The organism is Myxococcus xanthus (genome assembly GCF_013116825.1).
GTDB lineage: Bacteria > Myxococcota > Myxococcia > Myxococcales > Myxococcaceae > Myxococcus > Myxococcus xanthus_B.
In genome coordinates, this window is sequence record NZ_JABFNS010000057.1 from 34,702 (window position 1) to 51,156 (window position 16,455).

Annotated in this window: 12 protein-coding genes and 1 pseudogene; 5 read left to right on the forward strand and 8 right to left on the reverse strand. The window is 71.9% G+C overall.

Annotated elements, in window-relative coordinates; translation table 11 throughout:
* Positions 1–31 precede the first annotated feature (31 nt).
* The gene (locus HNV26_RS18350) at positions 32–610 is read left to right on the forward strand and encodes a class I SAM-dependent methyltransferase (RefSeq protein WP_253816748.1); all 579 of its coding nucleotides are present in this window, start codon (positions 32–34) and stop codon (positions 608–610) included.
* Between the two features lie 16 nt (positions 611–626).
* Here the strand turns inward: HNV26_RS18350 and HNV26_RS18355 are convergent, their stop codons facing one another.
* Complete coding sequence (locus HNV26_RS18355) at positions 627–1,592, reverse strand: sigma-70 family RNA polymerase sigma factor (protein ID WP_171440436.1); 966 nt, start codon at positions 1,590–1,592, stop codon at positions 627–629.
* A 3-nt stretch (positions 1,593–1,595) separates the two neighbouring features.
* The gene (locus HNV26_RS18360; RefSeq protein ID WP_171440435.1) at positions 1,596–2,891 is read right to left on the reverse strand and encodes a phytoene desaturase family protein; all 1,296 of its coding nucleotides are present in this window, start codon (positions 2,889–2,891) and stop codon (positions 1,596–1,598) included.
* A gap of 295 nt (positions 2,892–3,186) precedes the next feature.
* Here HNV26_RS18360 and HNV26_RS18365 point away from each other — a divergent pair, with 295 nt between their 5' ends.
* Positions 3,187–4,131, forward strand: coding sequence for an alpha/beta fold hydrolase (locus tag HNV26_RS18365; protein WP_171440434.1), 945 nt, complete (start codon positions 3,187–3,189; stop codon positions 4,129–4,131).
* A 25-nt stretch (positions 4,132–4,156) separates the two neighbouring features.
* Here HNV26_RS18365 and HNV26_RS18370 read toward each other — a convergent pair whose 3' ends face one another.
* Positions 4,157–5,071 carry a DMT family transporter gene (locus HNV26_RS18370; RefSeq protein ID WP_216612473.1) on the reverse strand — a complete coding sequence of 305 codons (915 nt, stop codon included), beginning with the start codon at positions 5,069–5,071 and terminating at the stop codon, positions 4,157–4,159.
* 56 nt (positions 5,072–5,127) lie between these two features.
* Positions 5,128–5,409: a rhodanese-like domain-containing protein gene (locus tag HNV26_RS18375; protein WP_090490980.1), complete on the reverse strand. Its 282-nt coding sequence runs from the start codon at positions 5,407–5,409 to the stop codon at positions 5,128–5,130.
* Positions 5,410–5,496: 87 nt separating this feature from the next.
* Here HNV26_RS18375 and HNV26_RS18380 point away from each other — a divergent pair, with 87 nt between their 5' ends.
* Positions 5,497–6,012, forward strand: coding sequence for a GreA/GreB family elongation factor (locus HNV26_RS18380; RefSeq protein WP_140859943.1), 516 nt, complete (start codon positions 5,497–5,499; stop codon positions 6,010–6,012).
* Positions 6,013–6,082: 70 nt separating this feature from the next.
* The gene (locus HNV26_RS18385) at positions 6,083–8,599 is read left to right on the forward strand and encodes an ATP-binding protein (protein ID WP_253816750.1); all 2,517 of its coding nucleotides are present in this window, start codon (positions 6,083–6,085) and stop codon (positions 8,597–8,599) included.
* 4 nt (positions 8,600–8,603) lie between these two features.
* On the opposite strand, the gene HNV26_RS18390 is transcribed toward HNV26_RS18385, so the two are convergent.
* Entirely contained in the window at positions 8,604–10,328 is a 1,725-nt protein-coding gene (locus tag HNV26_RS18390) for a sensor histidine kinase (RefSeq protein WP_253816752.1), read from the reverse strand.
* 232 nt (positions 10,329–10,560) lie between these two features.
* Between HNV26_RS18390 and HNV26_RS18395 the strand changes: the two genes are divergently transcribed.
* Positions 10,561–13,419: a PAS domain S-box protein gene (locus tag HNV26_RS18395; RefSeq protein ID WP_171440431.1), complete on the forward strand. Its 2,859-nt coding sequence runs from the start codon at positions 10,561–10,563 to the stop codon at positions 13,417–13,419.
* A 239-nt stretch (positions 13,420–13,658) separates the two neighbouring features.
* Here the strand turns inward: HNV26_RS18395 and HNV26_RS18400 are convergent, their stop codons facing one another.
* The 3 genes and pseudogenes from HNV26_RS18400 to HNV26_RS18410 form a co-directional block, all read right to left on the reverse strand.
* Positions 13,659–14,033, reverse strand: coding sequence for a hypothetical protein (locus HNV26_RS18400; RefSeq protein WP_171440430.1), 375 nt, complete (start codon positions 14,031–14,033; stop codon positions 13,659–13,661).
* A 30-nt stretch (positions 14,034–14,063) separates the two neighbouring features.
* Complete coding sequence (locus tag HNV26_RS18405) at positions 14,064–15,911, reverse strand: HNH endonuclease (protein ID WP_253816753.1); 1,848 nt, start codon at positions 15,909–15,911, stop codon at positions 14,064–14,066.
* Positions 15,901–16,455, reverse strand: a pseudogene (locus tag HNV26_RS18410) (hypothetical protein); the annotation flags it as partial. The gene HNV26_RS18405 and the pseudogene HNV26_RS18410, both read right to left, overlap by 11 nt.

Sequence of the window (16,455 nt, forward strand, 5' to 3'; positions counted from 1 at the left end):
CCCGCGCGTTTCTGACGAGGAGGCTGCTTGCATGAAGGCACTCGCGTACGACGCAGTCATGACGCCCCTGGGCTGGCTGGGCCTCACCGCCGCCCGGCGCAAGCTGGTGCGCGGCCTGTCCGGCCACGTGCTGGAGGTGGGCACCGGCACCGGACTGGCGTTGCCCGGCTACCCGGACACCGTCACCGCCGTCACCGCCATCGACGTGGACGAAGCGGCGCTCGTGCGCGCCCAGCGACGGCGGCCCGACGCGCGGCTGCTGTACGCCAGCGTGGAGTCCCTGCCCTTCCCCGCCGCCTCCTTCGACGCCGTGGTGTCCAGCCTCGTCTTCTGCAGCGTGGAGGCCCCGGCGCGGGCGCTGGCGGAGATTTTCCGGGTCCTGCGCCCGGGCGGCGCGCTGCGCATGCTGGAGCACGTGCGCGCGCCCTCGCCAGCGCTGGCCACCGTGCAGGACTTGCTCACCCCCGCCTGGATGCGGGTGAGCGGCGGGTGCCGGCTGGACCGGGAGACGTTCGACCTGGTGCGGCGCGCGGGCTTCGACATCGAGCGGCGCGTGCAGCGGCTCCAGGGCGTGAGCGAGCTCATCCTCGCCCGGCGCCCGGCGAGCTGACGCGCCGCCGGAGCGCTCAGGCGGGCACGGGCATGCGCAGCCCGGCGAGCTTGCGGTCCGCGAGGATGGAGTGGACCTGGGTGATTCGCCCGTCCGCCGCCAGCTCCACGCGGACCACCATCTGGGTGCCCGCCTGCGGGTCGCGCTGGGGCGGAGGAAACACGGCCACCACCGCAGGCAGGCCGTTGAGCATCCGCAGCTCCACGGCGGAGGGCGCCCCCCGCATCTCCATCAGCCGCCGGTAGAGCAGCAGCACGCGCGATTGTCCCAGCACTGGCACGCGCGCGGCGCGGTACTGGCCACCGCCGTCCGACAGCGCGCACACGTCGCTGGCGAGCAGCGCCTCCGCCGCCGCCACATCCCCCGTCAGCAGCGCGCCCAGGAAGCCCTCCAGCGCGGCGCGGGCGCGAGCCTGGAGCTCCCGCGTCGGCAGGCAGCGGGCGCGGTCGTACGCCGCCATCGCCGCCCGCGCGCGGTGGTGCACCACCTTCACGTTGGACTCGCGCAGGTTCAGCGCCTCGGCCACCTCGCGCACCGAGTAGTCGAACACGTCGCGCAGGAGCAGCACCGCCCGCTGCTTGGGAGACAGCGCCTCCAGCGCGAGCAGGAAGGCGAAGGAGACACTCTCCAGCAGCGCGTAGCGTCCCTCCGTGGAGCCGCCTCCCGGCAGCCGTGCCTCCACGCCAGGGGGCGGCAGCTCCTCCTCTCCGGTGTCCAGCGGCGAGGGCAGCCAGGGCCCCACGTAGCCCTCGCGCTTGCGCCGCCGCAACGTGTCCCGGGCCAGGTTCACCGCCACCCGCGTCAGCCAGGGGCGCAGCGCCTCCGTTCGCGCGGGCGGCGAGGCCAGGGCGCGCGCGAAGGTCTCCTGCACCAGGTCCTCCGCGTCCGCCGACACGCCCGTCATGCGGTAGCAGAGCCCCCACAGGAAGCGCTCGTGCTCGCGCACGGCCTGCGCCAGTCCTTCGCGCGCGGAGCGGTCCATGCGTCAGCGCCCCACTGCCCGGCGTGACGCCACCTGCTGGCCCGGGACGAGCGCGCGCGCCACCGCCTCCGCGCTGGCGAAGGACGCCTCCGCGAGCAAGCCCTCCGGCCCCACCCAATCTCCCACGCGGTACAACCCAGGCACGTGCGGCACCTCCACCGAGGGGCGTCCGCCCAGGCCCCCCGTCCGCGCCGTCGGCAGCCAGTGCGACACCCGCAGGGAGGGCCGGTAACGGCGCGCCACCACGGACGTCCGCCAACCGGGCTGCAGCGCATCCATCACTTCCTCCAAGCGGGCCTCGCTCGCCTCCGGGGCCCTGCCGCCCAGGTATTGCATCACATGCACCATCGCGCCGCCTTCCGGCGCCAGCTTCGCCACCGCGGAGTGCACCGACGCGTACCAGGGGCCATCCGTACCGAGCGCGAACAGCGCGTCCGGACGGGGCAACCGGGACAGCCCCAGCTCCAGCGTGGCCGCCTTCACCGGCACGGCGCGGGCCGCGTCGTGCGCCAGGAGCGCGTCAGCGGGCAGCAGCGCCGCGATGTCCCCCGGCCCGCCCGCCACCACCACCGCGTCCGCCGCGTGCTCCGTCCCATCCGCGAGCCGCACGCCACGAACGCGCGGGCCCGCATCCGCCAGCAGGACCGCGCTCACCCGCGCGGAGAGCTCCAGCCGCGTGCCCGCGTCACGCGCGCTTGTCTCCAACCCGGAGACCAGCGTGCCCCACCCGCCGTCCACGTAGAGCACGGCCGGCTTCGCCTGGAGCTGGGCGACGGCGGCCTGGGCACTCATCGCGTCCACGTCCGCGCAGTAGGTCGTCACCCGCACCAGCGCCAGGATGAAGGCGCGGGCGTCCGCGTTCGTCAGGTGCTGCTCCACCCAGTCGCGCGTGGTGATGTTCGCCAGTGGCGCCAGGTCCACGCGTCCCAGCCCCGCGAGCAGCTTCGCGAGCTCCAGCTTCCCCGGCAGTCCGAGCGCGTCCGTGGTCAGCATGGAGACCAGCCCGCGCGGCATCGTGTGCAGGCGTCCGCCACTCAGCAGATACGAGCCCGCGCCGGGCATGCCGCCCGCGGGCTTCACGCCCAGTTCGCCAAGCACGCGCATCCCCGCGCCCCCCTGGTACAGGGCGTGAGCCCCGAGGTTGAAGCGGAAGCCCTCCACGTCCGACGTCTGTCCCCGGCCTCCCAGGTGCTTCGAGCGCTCGAAGAGCGTCACCGCGCAACCGCCCCGCGCCAGCAGCGCCGCCGCCGACAGGCCACCCAGTCCTCCGCCAATGACCGCCACTCGAGGTGCCTTCATGTGCCGTCCTCCACCGAAATGGCCCGGTGAAACGCCGGGCGTTCAGCGACACCACGAAGGCGGCGGCCGAAAGGTTACGCGGGCCTGTGTTGCACGGCCGTGACAGGCGCGCCGCCCGCGCGAGAACCTTCCGTCCACGGTGCGTTTTGAGCGGGTTCCCGCTGACTCCCAGCTCTGAAAAACGGGTGCGCACCAACCCCGCAAGTCACCTACAGCGAGGCAATGTCAGAGGTAGTCGTAGACTTCTCGATGCACCGACGGAATTTCCCGCCGGAGCGCCTCGAGGCATTCACGCATGAGAAAGCTCCTCGCCGCCCTGCTCGCTCTTCCCGTTCTCGCCGCCTGTGGTCCCGCGCCGGAGTCCGACTCGAATGACATGCGGCTGGCACCCGAGGGCGCCGAGGTGACCTCCACCGAGCAGGAGCTGTTCGGCACGCCCCGTGAGCGCTCCATCCGTCTGCGCACCGGCGTGACGCTGCGCTACGTGGAGCAGGGCCTGCCGCTGGGCCCCGCGGTGGTGTTCCTCCACGGCTTTTCAGATTCCAACCACACGTGGGACCTGAACCTGCGCACCTTCCCGCGCAACCACCACGTCTACGTGCTGGACCAGCGCGGCCACGGGGATTCGACGCGCCCGGCGTGCTGCTACACGCAGCAGTCCTTCGCCGCGGACGTGGACGCCTTCCTGGAAGCGGTGGGCGAGCGCAGCGCCATCCTCGTCGGCCACTCCATGGGCAGCTTCATCGCGCAGCAGGTGGCGTTGGACTTCCCGCGGCGCGTGAAGGGACTGGTGCTCGTCGGCTCGGCGCCCACCGTCGCCGGCAACCCGGTGGCGCTGGAGCTGAAGTCCATCGTGGACACGTTCGAGGGCACGGTGGATCCGGAGTTCATCCGCGCGTTCCAGGAGAGCACCTTCGTGCGCCCTGTTCCGGCGTCGTACATCAACACGATGGTGTCGGAGAGCAGCAAGGTGCCCGCGCGCGTGTGGCAGGACGCGCTGGACGGCCTGCTCGCGGAGGACCACTCGGCGCGGCTGAACCACATCCGCGTGCCGGTGCTCGTCATTGGCGGAGACCAGGACGGCTTCTTCTCCGTCGCGGACCAGCAGGCGCTGGTGGACGCCCTGCCGGACGCCGAGTTCATGCTGTACCCGGGCACCGGCCACGCGCCCCACGCGGAGCAGCCGCGGCGCTTCAACCAGGACGTGCACCGCTTCCTGCGCGAAGTGACGCGCTGGTAGGACGGAGGAAGTCGCGGGCCCGGGACTAACCGGGCACCGCCCCCGGAGCACCCCCTCCCGCGGGCGGCTCCGGGGAGGCGCGGGGCACATCGGCGCGGGCCAGCATCACCGCGGCCCCAAGGATGAGAACGCCTCCCAGGACCTGGCGCGGGGTGAGCCGCTCATCCAGGAAGAGCGCCCCCAGCACCACCGCCGTCAGGGGCTCCAGGTTGGACACCAGCGACGTGTTCACCGGGCCAATGCGCTGGATGCCCACGAAGAAGAGGAGCACCGCGGCCACCGTGGCCACCAGCGCCAACCCCACCACCGCGGCCCAGCCCGTGACGGAGCCGGGGAAGGCAGGGCCACGCACCAGCATGGCCACGCCGAAGGAGAAACCCGCCGAGCAGAGGATGACGGTGCTGGAGGCCAGCGGCCCCGCCCGACCGGACACCCGGCCGCTGGCGACGACATAGACGGTGTAGAACAGCGCGGACAGCAGGCCCAGCAGCACGCCCGGCAGCGTGGCGCCGCCCTGGGACAGGTCGGCTGTCAGCACCGTGCCGCCCACCGACAGGACCACCGCCAGCCACTTCACCCGGCCCAGGTGCTCCTTGAAGACGACACGCTGCACCAGCGCCACCAGCGCGGGGAAGGAGTACAGCAGCAGGGCCACCAGCCCCGCGGGCGCGTGCTGCAGGGCGAAGAAGTAGGCCCCGGACTGGCTGAAGTACCCGGCGGCGCCCAGCAGCACCAGGGCCACCAGCACCCCACCCCGCGGCCACCGCTGGCGGCGCAGCACCATGACACCGGCGAGCACCGCCCCGGCGAGGGAGAAGCGAAGGAAGAGCAGCGTGGCCACGTCCGTGCCCGCCGCATAGGCCAGGCGGCCAAAGAGGCCCAGCGCGCCGAAACACACGCCCGACAACGCCACGATGAGGAAGCCAGCCGTGCGGCTCATGGCCGGAGGGCGAACCCTGCTCCAACCGGGCGCCCGTGTCACCTGCCCCCGGCTGGCTACCAGTTCTTCACGGACTTGAGGTCGAAGACGTCCGGGAAGCCGTTGGCGTGAAGCAGCTGCACGGCCTGGGCGCTGCGGCCACCGGCGGCGCAGTACACCACCACGCGCGTGCCGGGCGGGCCTACCTCGGCCAGCCGGCGAGGCAGCTCCTGCACGGGGATGTTCCGGGCGGGCTCGGGGTGCCCTTCCTGGAATTCCTGCGGCGTGCGCACATCCAGCAGCACCGCGCCTTCGGCGACGAGCTGCCGGGCCTTCTCCGAGAGTTCCTGGGGTGTCATGCCCCCCACTCTAAGCCCGGACGGGCGGGGGGCGACGGGCTGAAAACTGGAGGTGTCCGCCATGGACGCTACAGTTCTGTACCACCCATGCGACTCGACAAGCATGCACTCCTGGGCCAGCTCGCGGACCGCCTCCAGCAGAGCGACCGGCTGGCCCACCGCGCCGAGGCGGAGGCCCGCGAGGCCGCCCGCAGTCTGGCCACGGAGTCCGAGAAGAAAGAGGACGGCCGCGCCGCCCTGGAGTTCGGCAGCCTCGCCACCGGACAGGCCCAGCGAGCCCGCCGGGTCCAGGAGGAGCTCCAGGCGCTGACGAAGTTCGGTCAGGCGGAGTTCCCACGCTTCCCCCGGCAGGGGCCGGTGGCGCTGGGCGCCATCGTGGACGTCAGCACCGAGGACGAGGAGGGCTTCTCCGAGCGGACCTTCTTCGTCCTGCCCGCGGGCGCCGGCACCGAGCTGACGGGGCCGGGCGGCGACGGCTTCCTGTCCGTCATCACCCCCGCGTCCCCCGTGGGGCGCGCCCTCATGGGCCGAAAGGCGGGAGACACAGTGGAAGTGACGCTCGCGGGCGAGGTCCGCGAGTGGACGGTGCTCGAGGTCGCGTGATGTCGAGCCTTCGACGAAAGCCCGGGGGGCACTAGCACCCATGGCGCCCGTCGCGCGTGAATCCGCAAAGATGTCTTCTTCGCCTTCACCGCAAATCCAGGCGCCGTCCCCACCGGCCCCCCTAGCGCTCACCTGGCCCGCCGCCGTCGTCGGCCTGATGTTCGGCGTGCTGATGACCTACGTCCCGTACGAGTTCCGGGTGGCCTCCTTCCGGCCGCTCTACCCGTACGTGCGCATGCTGGGCCTCACGTACCTGACGGGGAGCATCATGCTGATGGGCGCGCTGCTGTACCCGCGCGCGCCGCGCTGGCTGGACGTCACGGGGCGCCTGCTGCTGGGCGCGGCCATGGCGCTGTACTGGTGGGTGCTCAACGTGCTGCCGGGCAGCTTCACGGGCATCATCCTCTACCCGGTGCTCTTCGGCGGCGTGGTGCTGGAGGCCTGGCCCGCCATGCGCCAGCGGCCCGTGCTGCGCACCTTCGCGGCGCTCACCGGCGCGGCGTTCGGCGTGGCCATGCTGGTGGTGCCCGAGCGCTTCCCGCTGTCCGTCTACGCCCACCTCGCGCCCCTCCGGCCCCTGGTGGGCCTGCTCTTCGCCGCGTGCGGCGTGGGCCTGCTGCTGCCTTCCCACCGAATCCACCGCCGGCTGCCGGCCCTGTTCATGGGCGGGCTGGCGGTGCCCTTCGCCCTGCTCGCGTACGCGTTGGGCCGGGGTGCTTCATGGCTGGGCGCCAGCGTGTACGCGGTGCTCACCCTGGCCTGTGTCGCGCAAGCCCTGGACTGGCGGCCGCGCGCGCCTCGCACGGTGGGGTGGAAGCTGCTGCGCGGGCTGGCCTTCGCGGGGCTGGTGCCGCTGCTGGCGCTGGGCGGGTTGGCGGCGTACCTGGCGCAGAACGCGATTGAGCAGCAGGTGCGCGACGACACGCAGCGCGCCGCCGCGGGCGAGGCCGACTTCCTGCGGCGCTACCTGGACGACGCGGGCGAGTCCCTGGCGCTGATGCTGGAGTCCCCGGGCTTCCGCGCCGCCTTCGCCGCGGCCGCGCCGGAGCGGCTGGAGCCCTACCTGGTCAACCTGGCGGCCCAGGAGCGCGCCTTCGACGCGGCGCTCGCGGTGGACACCCAGGGCCACGTCCTGGCCGCGTCTCCCAGCGTGGAGGGGTGGAACCTGGAGCCGCGCGACTTCCTGCCCTCGGGCTTCACCCGGGGCGCCGAGGTGTCTCCGCCCTTCATCCGTCCGCCCGGCCAGCCCCTGGTCGCGGTGACGCAGCCCTTCCGCGAGGACGGCGAGGTGCGGGGCATGCTGGTGGGCCTGCTGTCCCTGGAGCGGCTGAGCCAGGCCACCACGCCCGCGTCGCGGCGCTTCCGCGTGCAGGTGTTGGACCGGCGCGGCCTCAAGGTGCTGCGCGACACCGCGCCCGGCGCGCCGCTGCTGGGCGAAGCCCACCTGCCGGACGCGCTCAGCCTGGAGCTGCTGCGTCCCGGCATCGGCGTGCTGGAGGCCTTCGACGCGGCGGACCGCCGCATGCTCGCCGCCGAGGCCCCCGTGGAAGGCACGGAGTGGAACGTGCTGGTGACGCAGGAGCTGGTGGTGGCCTACGCGGCGATTACGCGCATGAGCGCCGCGGTGGTGGGGCTGGTGCTGCTGGGCGTCCTCATGGCCCTGCTGCTGTCGCAGCTGGTTGCCCGCGACATCATCCGCCGCCTGGCCCATCTGCGCTCCGCAACCGCCGCGCTGACCGCGGGCGACTGGTCACAGCGCGTGGACGTGGAGGAGGACGATGAGCTGGGCGAGCTGGCCCGCGGCTTCAACGAGATGGCGGCCCGCACGGGCGCCACGCAGACGGAGCTGAAGGAGGCGGTGCGCGCGCGCGAGGAGTTCCTCAGCGTGGCCAGCCACGAGCTGCGCACGCCGCTCACCCCGCTCAAGGGCTTCGCCGCGCTCACCCTCCAGCGGTTGGAGAAGAGCGGAGACTTCCCGGAGCGCGAGCGGCTGCTCAAGGCGCTGCGCTCCATGGCCCGGCAGACGGAGCGGCTGACGCGGCTGGTGGATGACCTGCTGGACACCGCGCGCATCCAGGGCGGGCGGCTGGAGCTGGAGCGCAAGCGCCTGGACCTGGTCCCCTTGCTGCGCGAGGTGCTGGAGCGCTTCGAGCTGCGCACCGAGTCCGGCGTCACCTTCGAGCTGGACGTCCCCGCCCACCCGGTGGAGGGCGACTGGGACGCGCTGCGGCTGGAGCAGGTGCTCACCAATCTGGTCAGCAACGCCGTGCGCTATTCCCCCCACGGCGGCGCGGTGCGCATGTCACTGGAGGCCGCGGAGACGCACGTGCTGCTGAGCGTGCGCGACGAGGGCATCGGCATCCCTCCGGAGAACGTGGCGGACCTGTTCCGGCCCTTCGCGCGCGCGTCCAACGCCCAGGCGCGCCACTTCGGCGGCCTGGGGCTGGGCCTCTTCATCTGCCGCGAAATCGTGGAGCGCCACGGCGGCGCCATCTGGGCGGAGAGCCCGGGGCCCCAGCGCGGCAGCAGCTTCCACGTGCGGCTCCCCCGCCGCGCCGAGCCCGCGGCATCCGCGAGCGCGGCCTAGCGCGTCAGGACGACGATGGCTCCGGCGCGCCGTGCGCCGTCAGCCACTCCTCGGGGATGTCGCCGCGCGGCAGCTCCAGCACGAAGAGGGAGCCCTGCCCTGGCTCGCTGGTGGCGCGCACCGTGCCGCCGAAGGCCTCCACAATCTGCCGGGTGATGTAGAGCCCCAGGCCCAGGCCGCCGTAGTGCCTGTCACTCACCGCGCGCTCGAAGCGCTCGAAGATGCGCGGCAAATCCTCCGCGGAGATGCCGATGCCGCCGTCGCGCACCGTCAGGCGGGCCGTGAGCCCCTCCGCCTCCACCACCACGCGTACGGGGTGGCCCGCGCCGTACTTCAGCGCGTTGGACAGCAGGTTGGTCACCACCTGCTCCAGCCGCAGCCGGTCCCACCGGCCCATGACGGGCACCGGCGCGTGCAGCTCCAGCTCACACTTCAGCTGCGAGGCGGAGGGCGCGAAGCGGTAGAGGATTTCCGCCGCCACGCTGGCCAGGTCCATCTCCTCCACTTCCAGCCGCAGGCGGCCCGCGGTGATTCGCGACACGTCGAGCAGGTTGTCCACCAGGCTCGTCAGCTTGCGCACCTGCCGCTGCACCACCTCCAGCGTCTCCGACACGCGCTCGGCGGACACCGGCTGGTTGTGGGCCGCCATCCCATCCACCTGCTTCTGCAGCAATTGCACCTTGAGGTGCAGCGGCGTCAGCGGCGTCTTCAGCTCGTGGCTGGCGATTCCCAGGAACTCATCGCGCAGGCGCACCGCCTCGCGCGCCTCCTTTAGGAGCTGCGCGTTGTCCACGGAGAGCGCGGTGCGGCGGGCCACCTCCTCTGCCAGCCGCAGCTCCTCCGCGCTGAAGTCACGGGCTTCCTCCGCGCGGAAGAGGGCCAGCGTGCCGATGACGCGCTCGCGCGCCACCAGCGGCACGCCCAGGTAGCAGCGCAGGCCCAGCCCCCGCAGCAGCCGCGCGTGGTCCGCGTCCCGCGCGGCGGCCTCCACGTGGGCCTCCGTCACCCGCAACCGCTCCGGCTGGCCGGTGCCGCACAACGGCAGCACGCGCTCGGGCGGCAGCGGGTAGCGGCGCAGCATCTCCTCCAGCAAGCCATGGCGCTCCGGCTCGGCGTGCAGCGCCGTCACCGGGCGCGGCGGCCCGCCGGGCAGGCCCAGGTACAGCACCGCCGCGTCCGCGAGCGCGGGCACCAGCAAGCGGAGCAACCGCGGCGCGGCCTCATCGTCGAACGCGGCGCCCAGCAGCGCACCGGCCTCCGCCAGCAGCCGCGCCGAGCCCACCGCGTCCAGCCCCACGACCGAGGCCACTTCACATGCGCGCAGCAGCGCGCCAGCCGTCGGGCCCGCGTCGTGCTCCAGCGGCACCGCGGAGGCGCGCAGCAGGACGTGCGTCCCATCCGGCCGGCGCACCCGCCAGCGGGCCTCCGCCACCCATTCGCCCGTGAGCGCGCGCGCCAGGGGCGGCACCTCCACCGACATGGACGCATCCTCCGCACGCGCCCATACACAACCGGGCAGCCAACCCTGCTCGGCACGCTCGGGCCGGCTCATGCGGAACTGACGCCCGGCCTCCATGTTGAAAGCAAGCACACGCCCGGTGACATCCACCAACACGAGCGCCTCGCCCGCCTGCTCGAGCAGCAACCGGAGGACGCCTTCCTTCAGCAGGGCGTCCGCCTCTTCGGAGTCCAGATGCGTCATCGAAAGCGGGGCGCTTCCAGAGGCCATGAGGGACTTTCCGCGAGCAGAGGCAACATGGAGGCATGTCTCCTTCCTCGGACGAAGGGCAGCCTCCGTGTTTCCACAGAACAGCAGAAGGGGCGCCGTCCCCATCCCGCGCCTGCCAGGGTCATCGAAGCCCCCTTGCTTGCCTGCCCGGAAATCCAGATTCTCTGTCCCTTTGTAGCGCATCCGGGTGACCCTGCGTCCACCCGCGCGGCCCACTTTCTCGAGTTCCATCATGCAGAAGCCGCACTCCACGCCTGACTGGACCTCCAACGAGCACCGTTACCGAGGCGTCATCGACAGCCTGCGGGAAGTGGTGTTCCAGACAGACCTGGCGGGGACGTGGACCTTTCTCAACCCGGCCTGGACGGACATCACCGGCTTCAGCGTGGAGGAGAGCCTGGGCCGCTCCTTCTCGGAGTTCCTCCACCCGGATGACCGGGACCGCGACCCGGAGCCGCTCCAGAAGCTGTTCGCGGGGGAAGTGGATTTCGTGCGCCATGAGATGCGCTACCTCACGCGCGACGGGAGCTACCGCTGGGTGGAGGTGTTCGCCCGGCTGATGCACGACGACGACGGCGGCATCCTGGGCACGGCGGGCACGCTCAACGACTTCACCGAGCGCAAGGCGGCGGACGGCGCGCTGGCGCGGCGCGAGCGCTACCTCACCGCGCTGGTGGACATGCAGCAGCGGCTGCTGGCCACGCAGGATGGCGGCGACCTCTACGGGCCCGCGCTGGCGCCGCTGGGCCACGCGTCGGGCGCCAGCCGCGTCTACGTGTTCGAGCTGCACCGGGCGCAGGACGGCGCCATCCTGAGCAGCCAGCGCGCGGAGTGGTGCGCGCCCGGCGTGAAGCCCGAAATCGACAACCCGGACCTCCAGAACGTGCCCATGGAGCCCGCGCTGCGGCGCTGGACGGAGACGCTGTCGCGGGGCGACGTCATCGAGGGCCTGGTGGAGAGCTTCCCCGCGTCGGAGCGGGAGCTGCTGGAGCCACAGGGCATCCTGTCCCTGCTGGTGCTGCCCCTGCGCGTGCGCGGCGTGCTGACGGGGTTCGTGGGCTTCGACAACACCTTTGAGGCGCGGCGGTGGGACCGGCTGGAGGTGGACCTGCTGTCTGCGGCGGCGGGCGCCATCTCCATGGCGCTGGAGCGGCGCGAATCAGAGCGGGCGCTGCGCGAGCGCGAGCGGCGCTTCCGTCAGCTGGCGGAGAACGCGTCGGACGTCCTCTACGTGTACCGGCGCGAGGCCCCGCGCGGCTTCGCCTACGTCAGCCGCGTGGCCCACACCAAGCTGGGCTACGGCCCCGTGGCGCACTACGCGGACGCGGAGCTGTGGTACCGGCGCGTACACGAGGAGGACCGCGCGCTGATGGAGCAGTTGCTGGAAGCGCCGGAGCCCTTCCAGGGCGCGCCGGTGGTGGTGCGCTTCCTCCACCCCGACGGGCGGACGCTGTGGCTGGAGCACGTGGTGGCGCCGGTGACGGACGCCTCCGGACGCATGGTGGCGGTGGAGGGCCTGGCGCGCGACATCACCGAGCGCCGGCAGGCGGAAGAAGCCCTGCGGTTGTCGGAGGCGAGCTTCCGCGCGCTGCTGGAGGGCGTGCCGGACGCGGCGGCCATCGAACGGGACAACCAGATTGTCTACGCCAACGCGGCGCTGGTGGCCACGCTGGGCTTCGAGCGCGCGGACCAGCTGGTGGGCCGCCCCCTCACGGAGTTCGTGCGGGACATGCGCAGCCCGGATGCGGTGCGGGCCGGCGCGCTCACCGGCGAGCGGCGGCTGGTGCGCAGGGACGGGCGCACCCGCGTGGCGGAGGTGGTGTCGTTGCCGCTGCGCTTCGACGGCCAGCCCGCGGTGGTGTCCATTGCCCGCGACGTGACGGAGCAGCGCCAGCTCCAGGCGCGGCTGACGCTGGCGGACCGGCTGGCGTCGGTGGGCACGCTGGCGGCGGGCATCGCGCACGAAATCAACAACCCGCTGGCCTTCGTGCTGTCCAACCTGGGCTTCCTGTCCGACGAGTTCAGCCGCAGCCTGCCGCCCGGGGACGGCGCGGCGGCGCTCCAGGCGCGGCTCAAGGGCGAGCCGGACCTGGGGGAATGGCAGGAGGTGCTGCAGGAGGCGTGTGAAGGCGCCGAGCGCGTGCGGCAGATTGTCCGCCAGCTCAAGACGTTCTCCCGGCCGGACGAGGAGCGCGTGTCACCGCTGGACGTGCACGCGGTGCTGGAGTCGGTGGCGATGATGGCGGCCAACGAAATCCGCCACCGCGCGCAGCTGCGGCGCGACTACGGCGACATCCCGCCCGTCATGGCCAACGAGGGCAAGCTCAGCCAGGTGTTCCTCAACCTCGTGGTGAACGCGGCGCAGGCCATTCCGGAAGGCGCCGCGCACCGGCACGAAATCCGGCTGGCCACGCGGGTGGACGGCGCCGGGCGCGTGGTGGTGGAGGTGGCGGACACGGGCGTGGGCATCGCGCGTGAGGTCATCGACCGCATCTTCGACCCCTTCTTCACCACCAAGCCGGTGGGCGTGGGCACGGGGCTGGGCCTGTCCATCTGCCACAGCATCATCAGCGGGCTGGGCGGCGACATCACCGTGGACAGCGAGCCGGAGCGAGGCACCCTCTTCCGGGTGGTGCTGCCCACGCCGGAGACGGTGGAGCGCGCGAAGCCCTCGGAGCCTGATTCGCGGCAAGCACCGCGCGCGCCGCGCGGCCGGGTGCTGGTGGTGGATGACGAGCCCGCGGTGGGCCGGGTGTTGCAGCGCATCCTCCGCGAGCACCAGGTGGACGTGGCGTGCAGCGGGCGCCAGGCGCTGGAGCTGCTGGAGCGCGGGCTGAAACCGGACGCGGTGCTGTGCGACGTGATGATGCCGGACCTGACGGGGCGCGACGTGTACGAGGCCGTGCGGCGCGAGTACGCGGGGCTGGAGCACCGCTTCGTGTTCGTCTCCGGCGGCGCGTTCACCTCAGGCGCGCGGGACTTCCTGGCCAGCATCCCCAACCTGCTGCTGGAGAAGCCCTTCGACGAAGCCCGTGTCCGCGGCGTGGTGGAGGAACTCGTCCGGCAGCGACAGTCGGCGCACGACGCCTGAGCCACGTAGCGGAGGGGTTCCGCAAAGTGTCCGCTCGCGAGTCTGATTCGACTTTCGCCATGCTGCCCCGCCGTTCAGGCCGCGTGAGCCGGCGGCGAGGCAGCAGAGGCCAAGACGCGGTGGAAAGTGGGAGCTGGGCGTCTCCATTCCACGCCGACAAGGGAGTCCTTGGTGCGTCTCAGACTCCTTCATTGGCCGGTGTTGGGTGACCACCGAGGCCACGCACATTGAGTCAGACATCAATCAAGCATCTCAAGGCCTGCCCACTCGCCATTATCATCCGCCTCCCAGCCGCGTCGACGCCATTGACCTTCGCGCCGCTCCACCACCAAGCAGCATTTCCCCTCTTCTGCGACGCGTCGTTTATCAACAAAGAAAAACACAAGCGCCCAAACCAGCACATCGCCATCATCATTTCGGGTCACCAAGAGCTTCACAACAAGCTCGACCACGACCCCTGGATGCCGCGCCCCAACTACCCCCTCTAACGTTGCAGAGGCAGCATCAATCCCAGTGGTTTCACTCCCCTGGACGGTCTGCAGTTGGCAGCCGAGAAATGTCGATAACGACTCGATCCACTTGACGTGTCCCGACCACAGGTCCACATCCATCATCGTTCAACCTCCATTGCGAACAGAAGAAACTCAACGCAACTTCTCATAAGGACCACCATTGGGGAGTGGGTTCGCCGGCTTTCCAGTCCCGCGGATGATTGGACGGCCTCGACTGTCCTTCGTCGCGAGAGCACCAAACGCGGTGATGACGCGCGTCGGCTCTCCCTGCTCGGTGACAACCGTCGTCCCGTCGCGGTGATAGTGGTCAACAGGGCGATTGTTGGCGTTGGTCCCGCGGTAAAGCGTCGACTTCGGGTCGTTGATGATGTTCGCTTGATCTTGTCGGCTAACACCATGAGCGTCAGGATGCCCGGGACGACCTTCAAGTCCATACGGCCGGGCGCCCCTGATGTCCTTGGCATCTACCTTGGCTCCTACATCTGTGCGGCCCGGCAGGGACGTCGCAGCCTCGCGGCCGGGCACCGCGTCGGCCGATACTCCACCTTGAGTATCACGGGCCTGCTTTGAAGCAGGCCCGGCTCGGTCGGAGTTGGCGACGGACAGCATCGCCTGCCGCGCCTTCGGCACGTCGCCCCGCGACGCGTACAGGGCAAGTGCTGCGGCGTCCCCCCATTCCGCAGCCAGGAGTGCGGCCTCCCGGCTCTGCTGGAAATAGCGGGCCAGCTCCCCCACGGCGCTCTCTCCGACTCGCGCCTCCAACCTCTCCAGCACCGCCTTCAGCGCCTCCACGCGGGGCACCACCGCCCGGACCTGAGCCCCCTGGTGCCGCGAGGGGCCTGCGTCACGGAATGCGCGCGCCCCCTTCCCTCCCGCGTACAGGCCCACCATGAGGGCGGCGGGCGCCAACTGCCGCGTGGCCTCCTCGTACTCCCCCTTCGCGAGGGAGGCCCCGCCCTGCGCCGTCCCCGCCGCCAGGTAGTAGAAGCCCAGCGGCACACCGAAGGTGAGATGGTCGAAGGACGCCAGGGCCACGTTGCCCGGCGCGAAGGCCCCCAGGTACTGCGCCTTCTCCACCTCCACGTATGCGGCCCGGTAGGGCGGCGGGAGCCACGGGGGCAGCGCGGACGCGTCCACGCTCCGGCTTCCGCCGACGAGGGGAATGGAGGCCGCGACGTCGTCCACAGCCCGTCCCAGCCCTCGCGCGATGTCACCAGCGCGTAAGTCCCGCTCCGGGAAGTCGGTGAGGGCCATGCCCCGCTGCGTCAGCTCCTCGCGCACCACCTCCATGGCCCCCAGGGCGCGCTTGAGCAGTTTGTCCTCGGCCAACAGGCGCAGCAGCTGCCGCACCTCCTCGTCGTGGGTGGTGTGCAGGACGAAGAGGGCGAGGACTTCCGCCTTGGCCACGCCGTGCTTCTCGACAGCGGTGGAGAGGAAGGCCGCGCGCTTCGTGAGGAGGACCCGGGCGGACTGGGCCTCCACGGGGCCCAGGGCGCCCAGCCGGACGGCGCTCCAATCCGAGAGGGCCTCCACCAGTTGGGGCATGTCCACCTGGCGCTGCAAGGCCAGGAAGGCCGCTGGCGTGGTGCACGCCAGGAAGGGCGCCAGTACCGCCTCGTCCGAGTCCAGGTGCGGCCAGCCCGGGGGGACTTCCCCGCACATGCCTGCCAGGGCGCCTGCCACTCGTAGGGGCCTCGTCTCTCCTCCGCCAGGATTCGGGGGAGACGGCGTGGCCCGGCGGCGGTGCAGAAGCGGTCCGGCCGCGGCCTCCTCGTCGTCGGAGTCCTCGAGCGCGTCGTCCTCGGGGAGACGCGCGACGGCACTCCGTCCCAAGGCAGCCATGGGCGTCGCGCCCGAGACGGCAGCCAGGGCGCCTCCAGGGCCCGCCCGTGAGGGCAGCGAGGCACACCCCGACGACAGCAGGGCCACCAGGGTCAGCACCAGGCCCACTGCGCCGCGCGGCAGTCGCTCAGCGCGCATTGTCCACCCCCAGCCCCACGGCCGCGAAGGCCCACGGCCGCAGCGTCCCCTCCGGCGCGGGAAACAGCAGCGTGCCCCCCTGCCCCAGCGCGTAGAGGTTTCCTCCCAGGAAGCGCCACCGGGCCTCCCCGGAGATGACGTAGCGCGCGCCTGACTGGCCCATGGCCGTCGCCAGCCCACCGACACCCAGGCTCAAGTCCCGGTGGAAGAGTTGCGCCTCCACTCGCCCGTCCACGTCCACCCGGCCCCAGGAGAAGACCTCCACCCCCAAGGAGAGGAAGAGGTGTCGCTGGCGCATGCCACTCAGCCGCACCGCGTCCCAGCTGAGAATCACCTCACCATAAGCGGAGTACCCCTCCGGGAAGGACGCCTCTGCCAGCGGCACGGAGGCCGGGCCCGCCACCTGGAAACGTGCCAACTCGTAGTCCGGGCCGAAGGCGCCCTGACGAAAGCCTCCGCGTTGGAGGCGCCCCTCCAGGCGGGCCCGCATGTCCACCGTCGGCGTCAGCGCATCCACGCCCACGCCCGCCACCGCGCCCCAGGC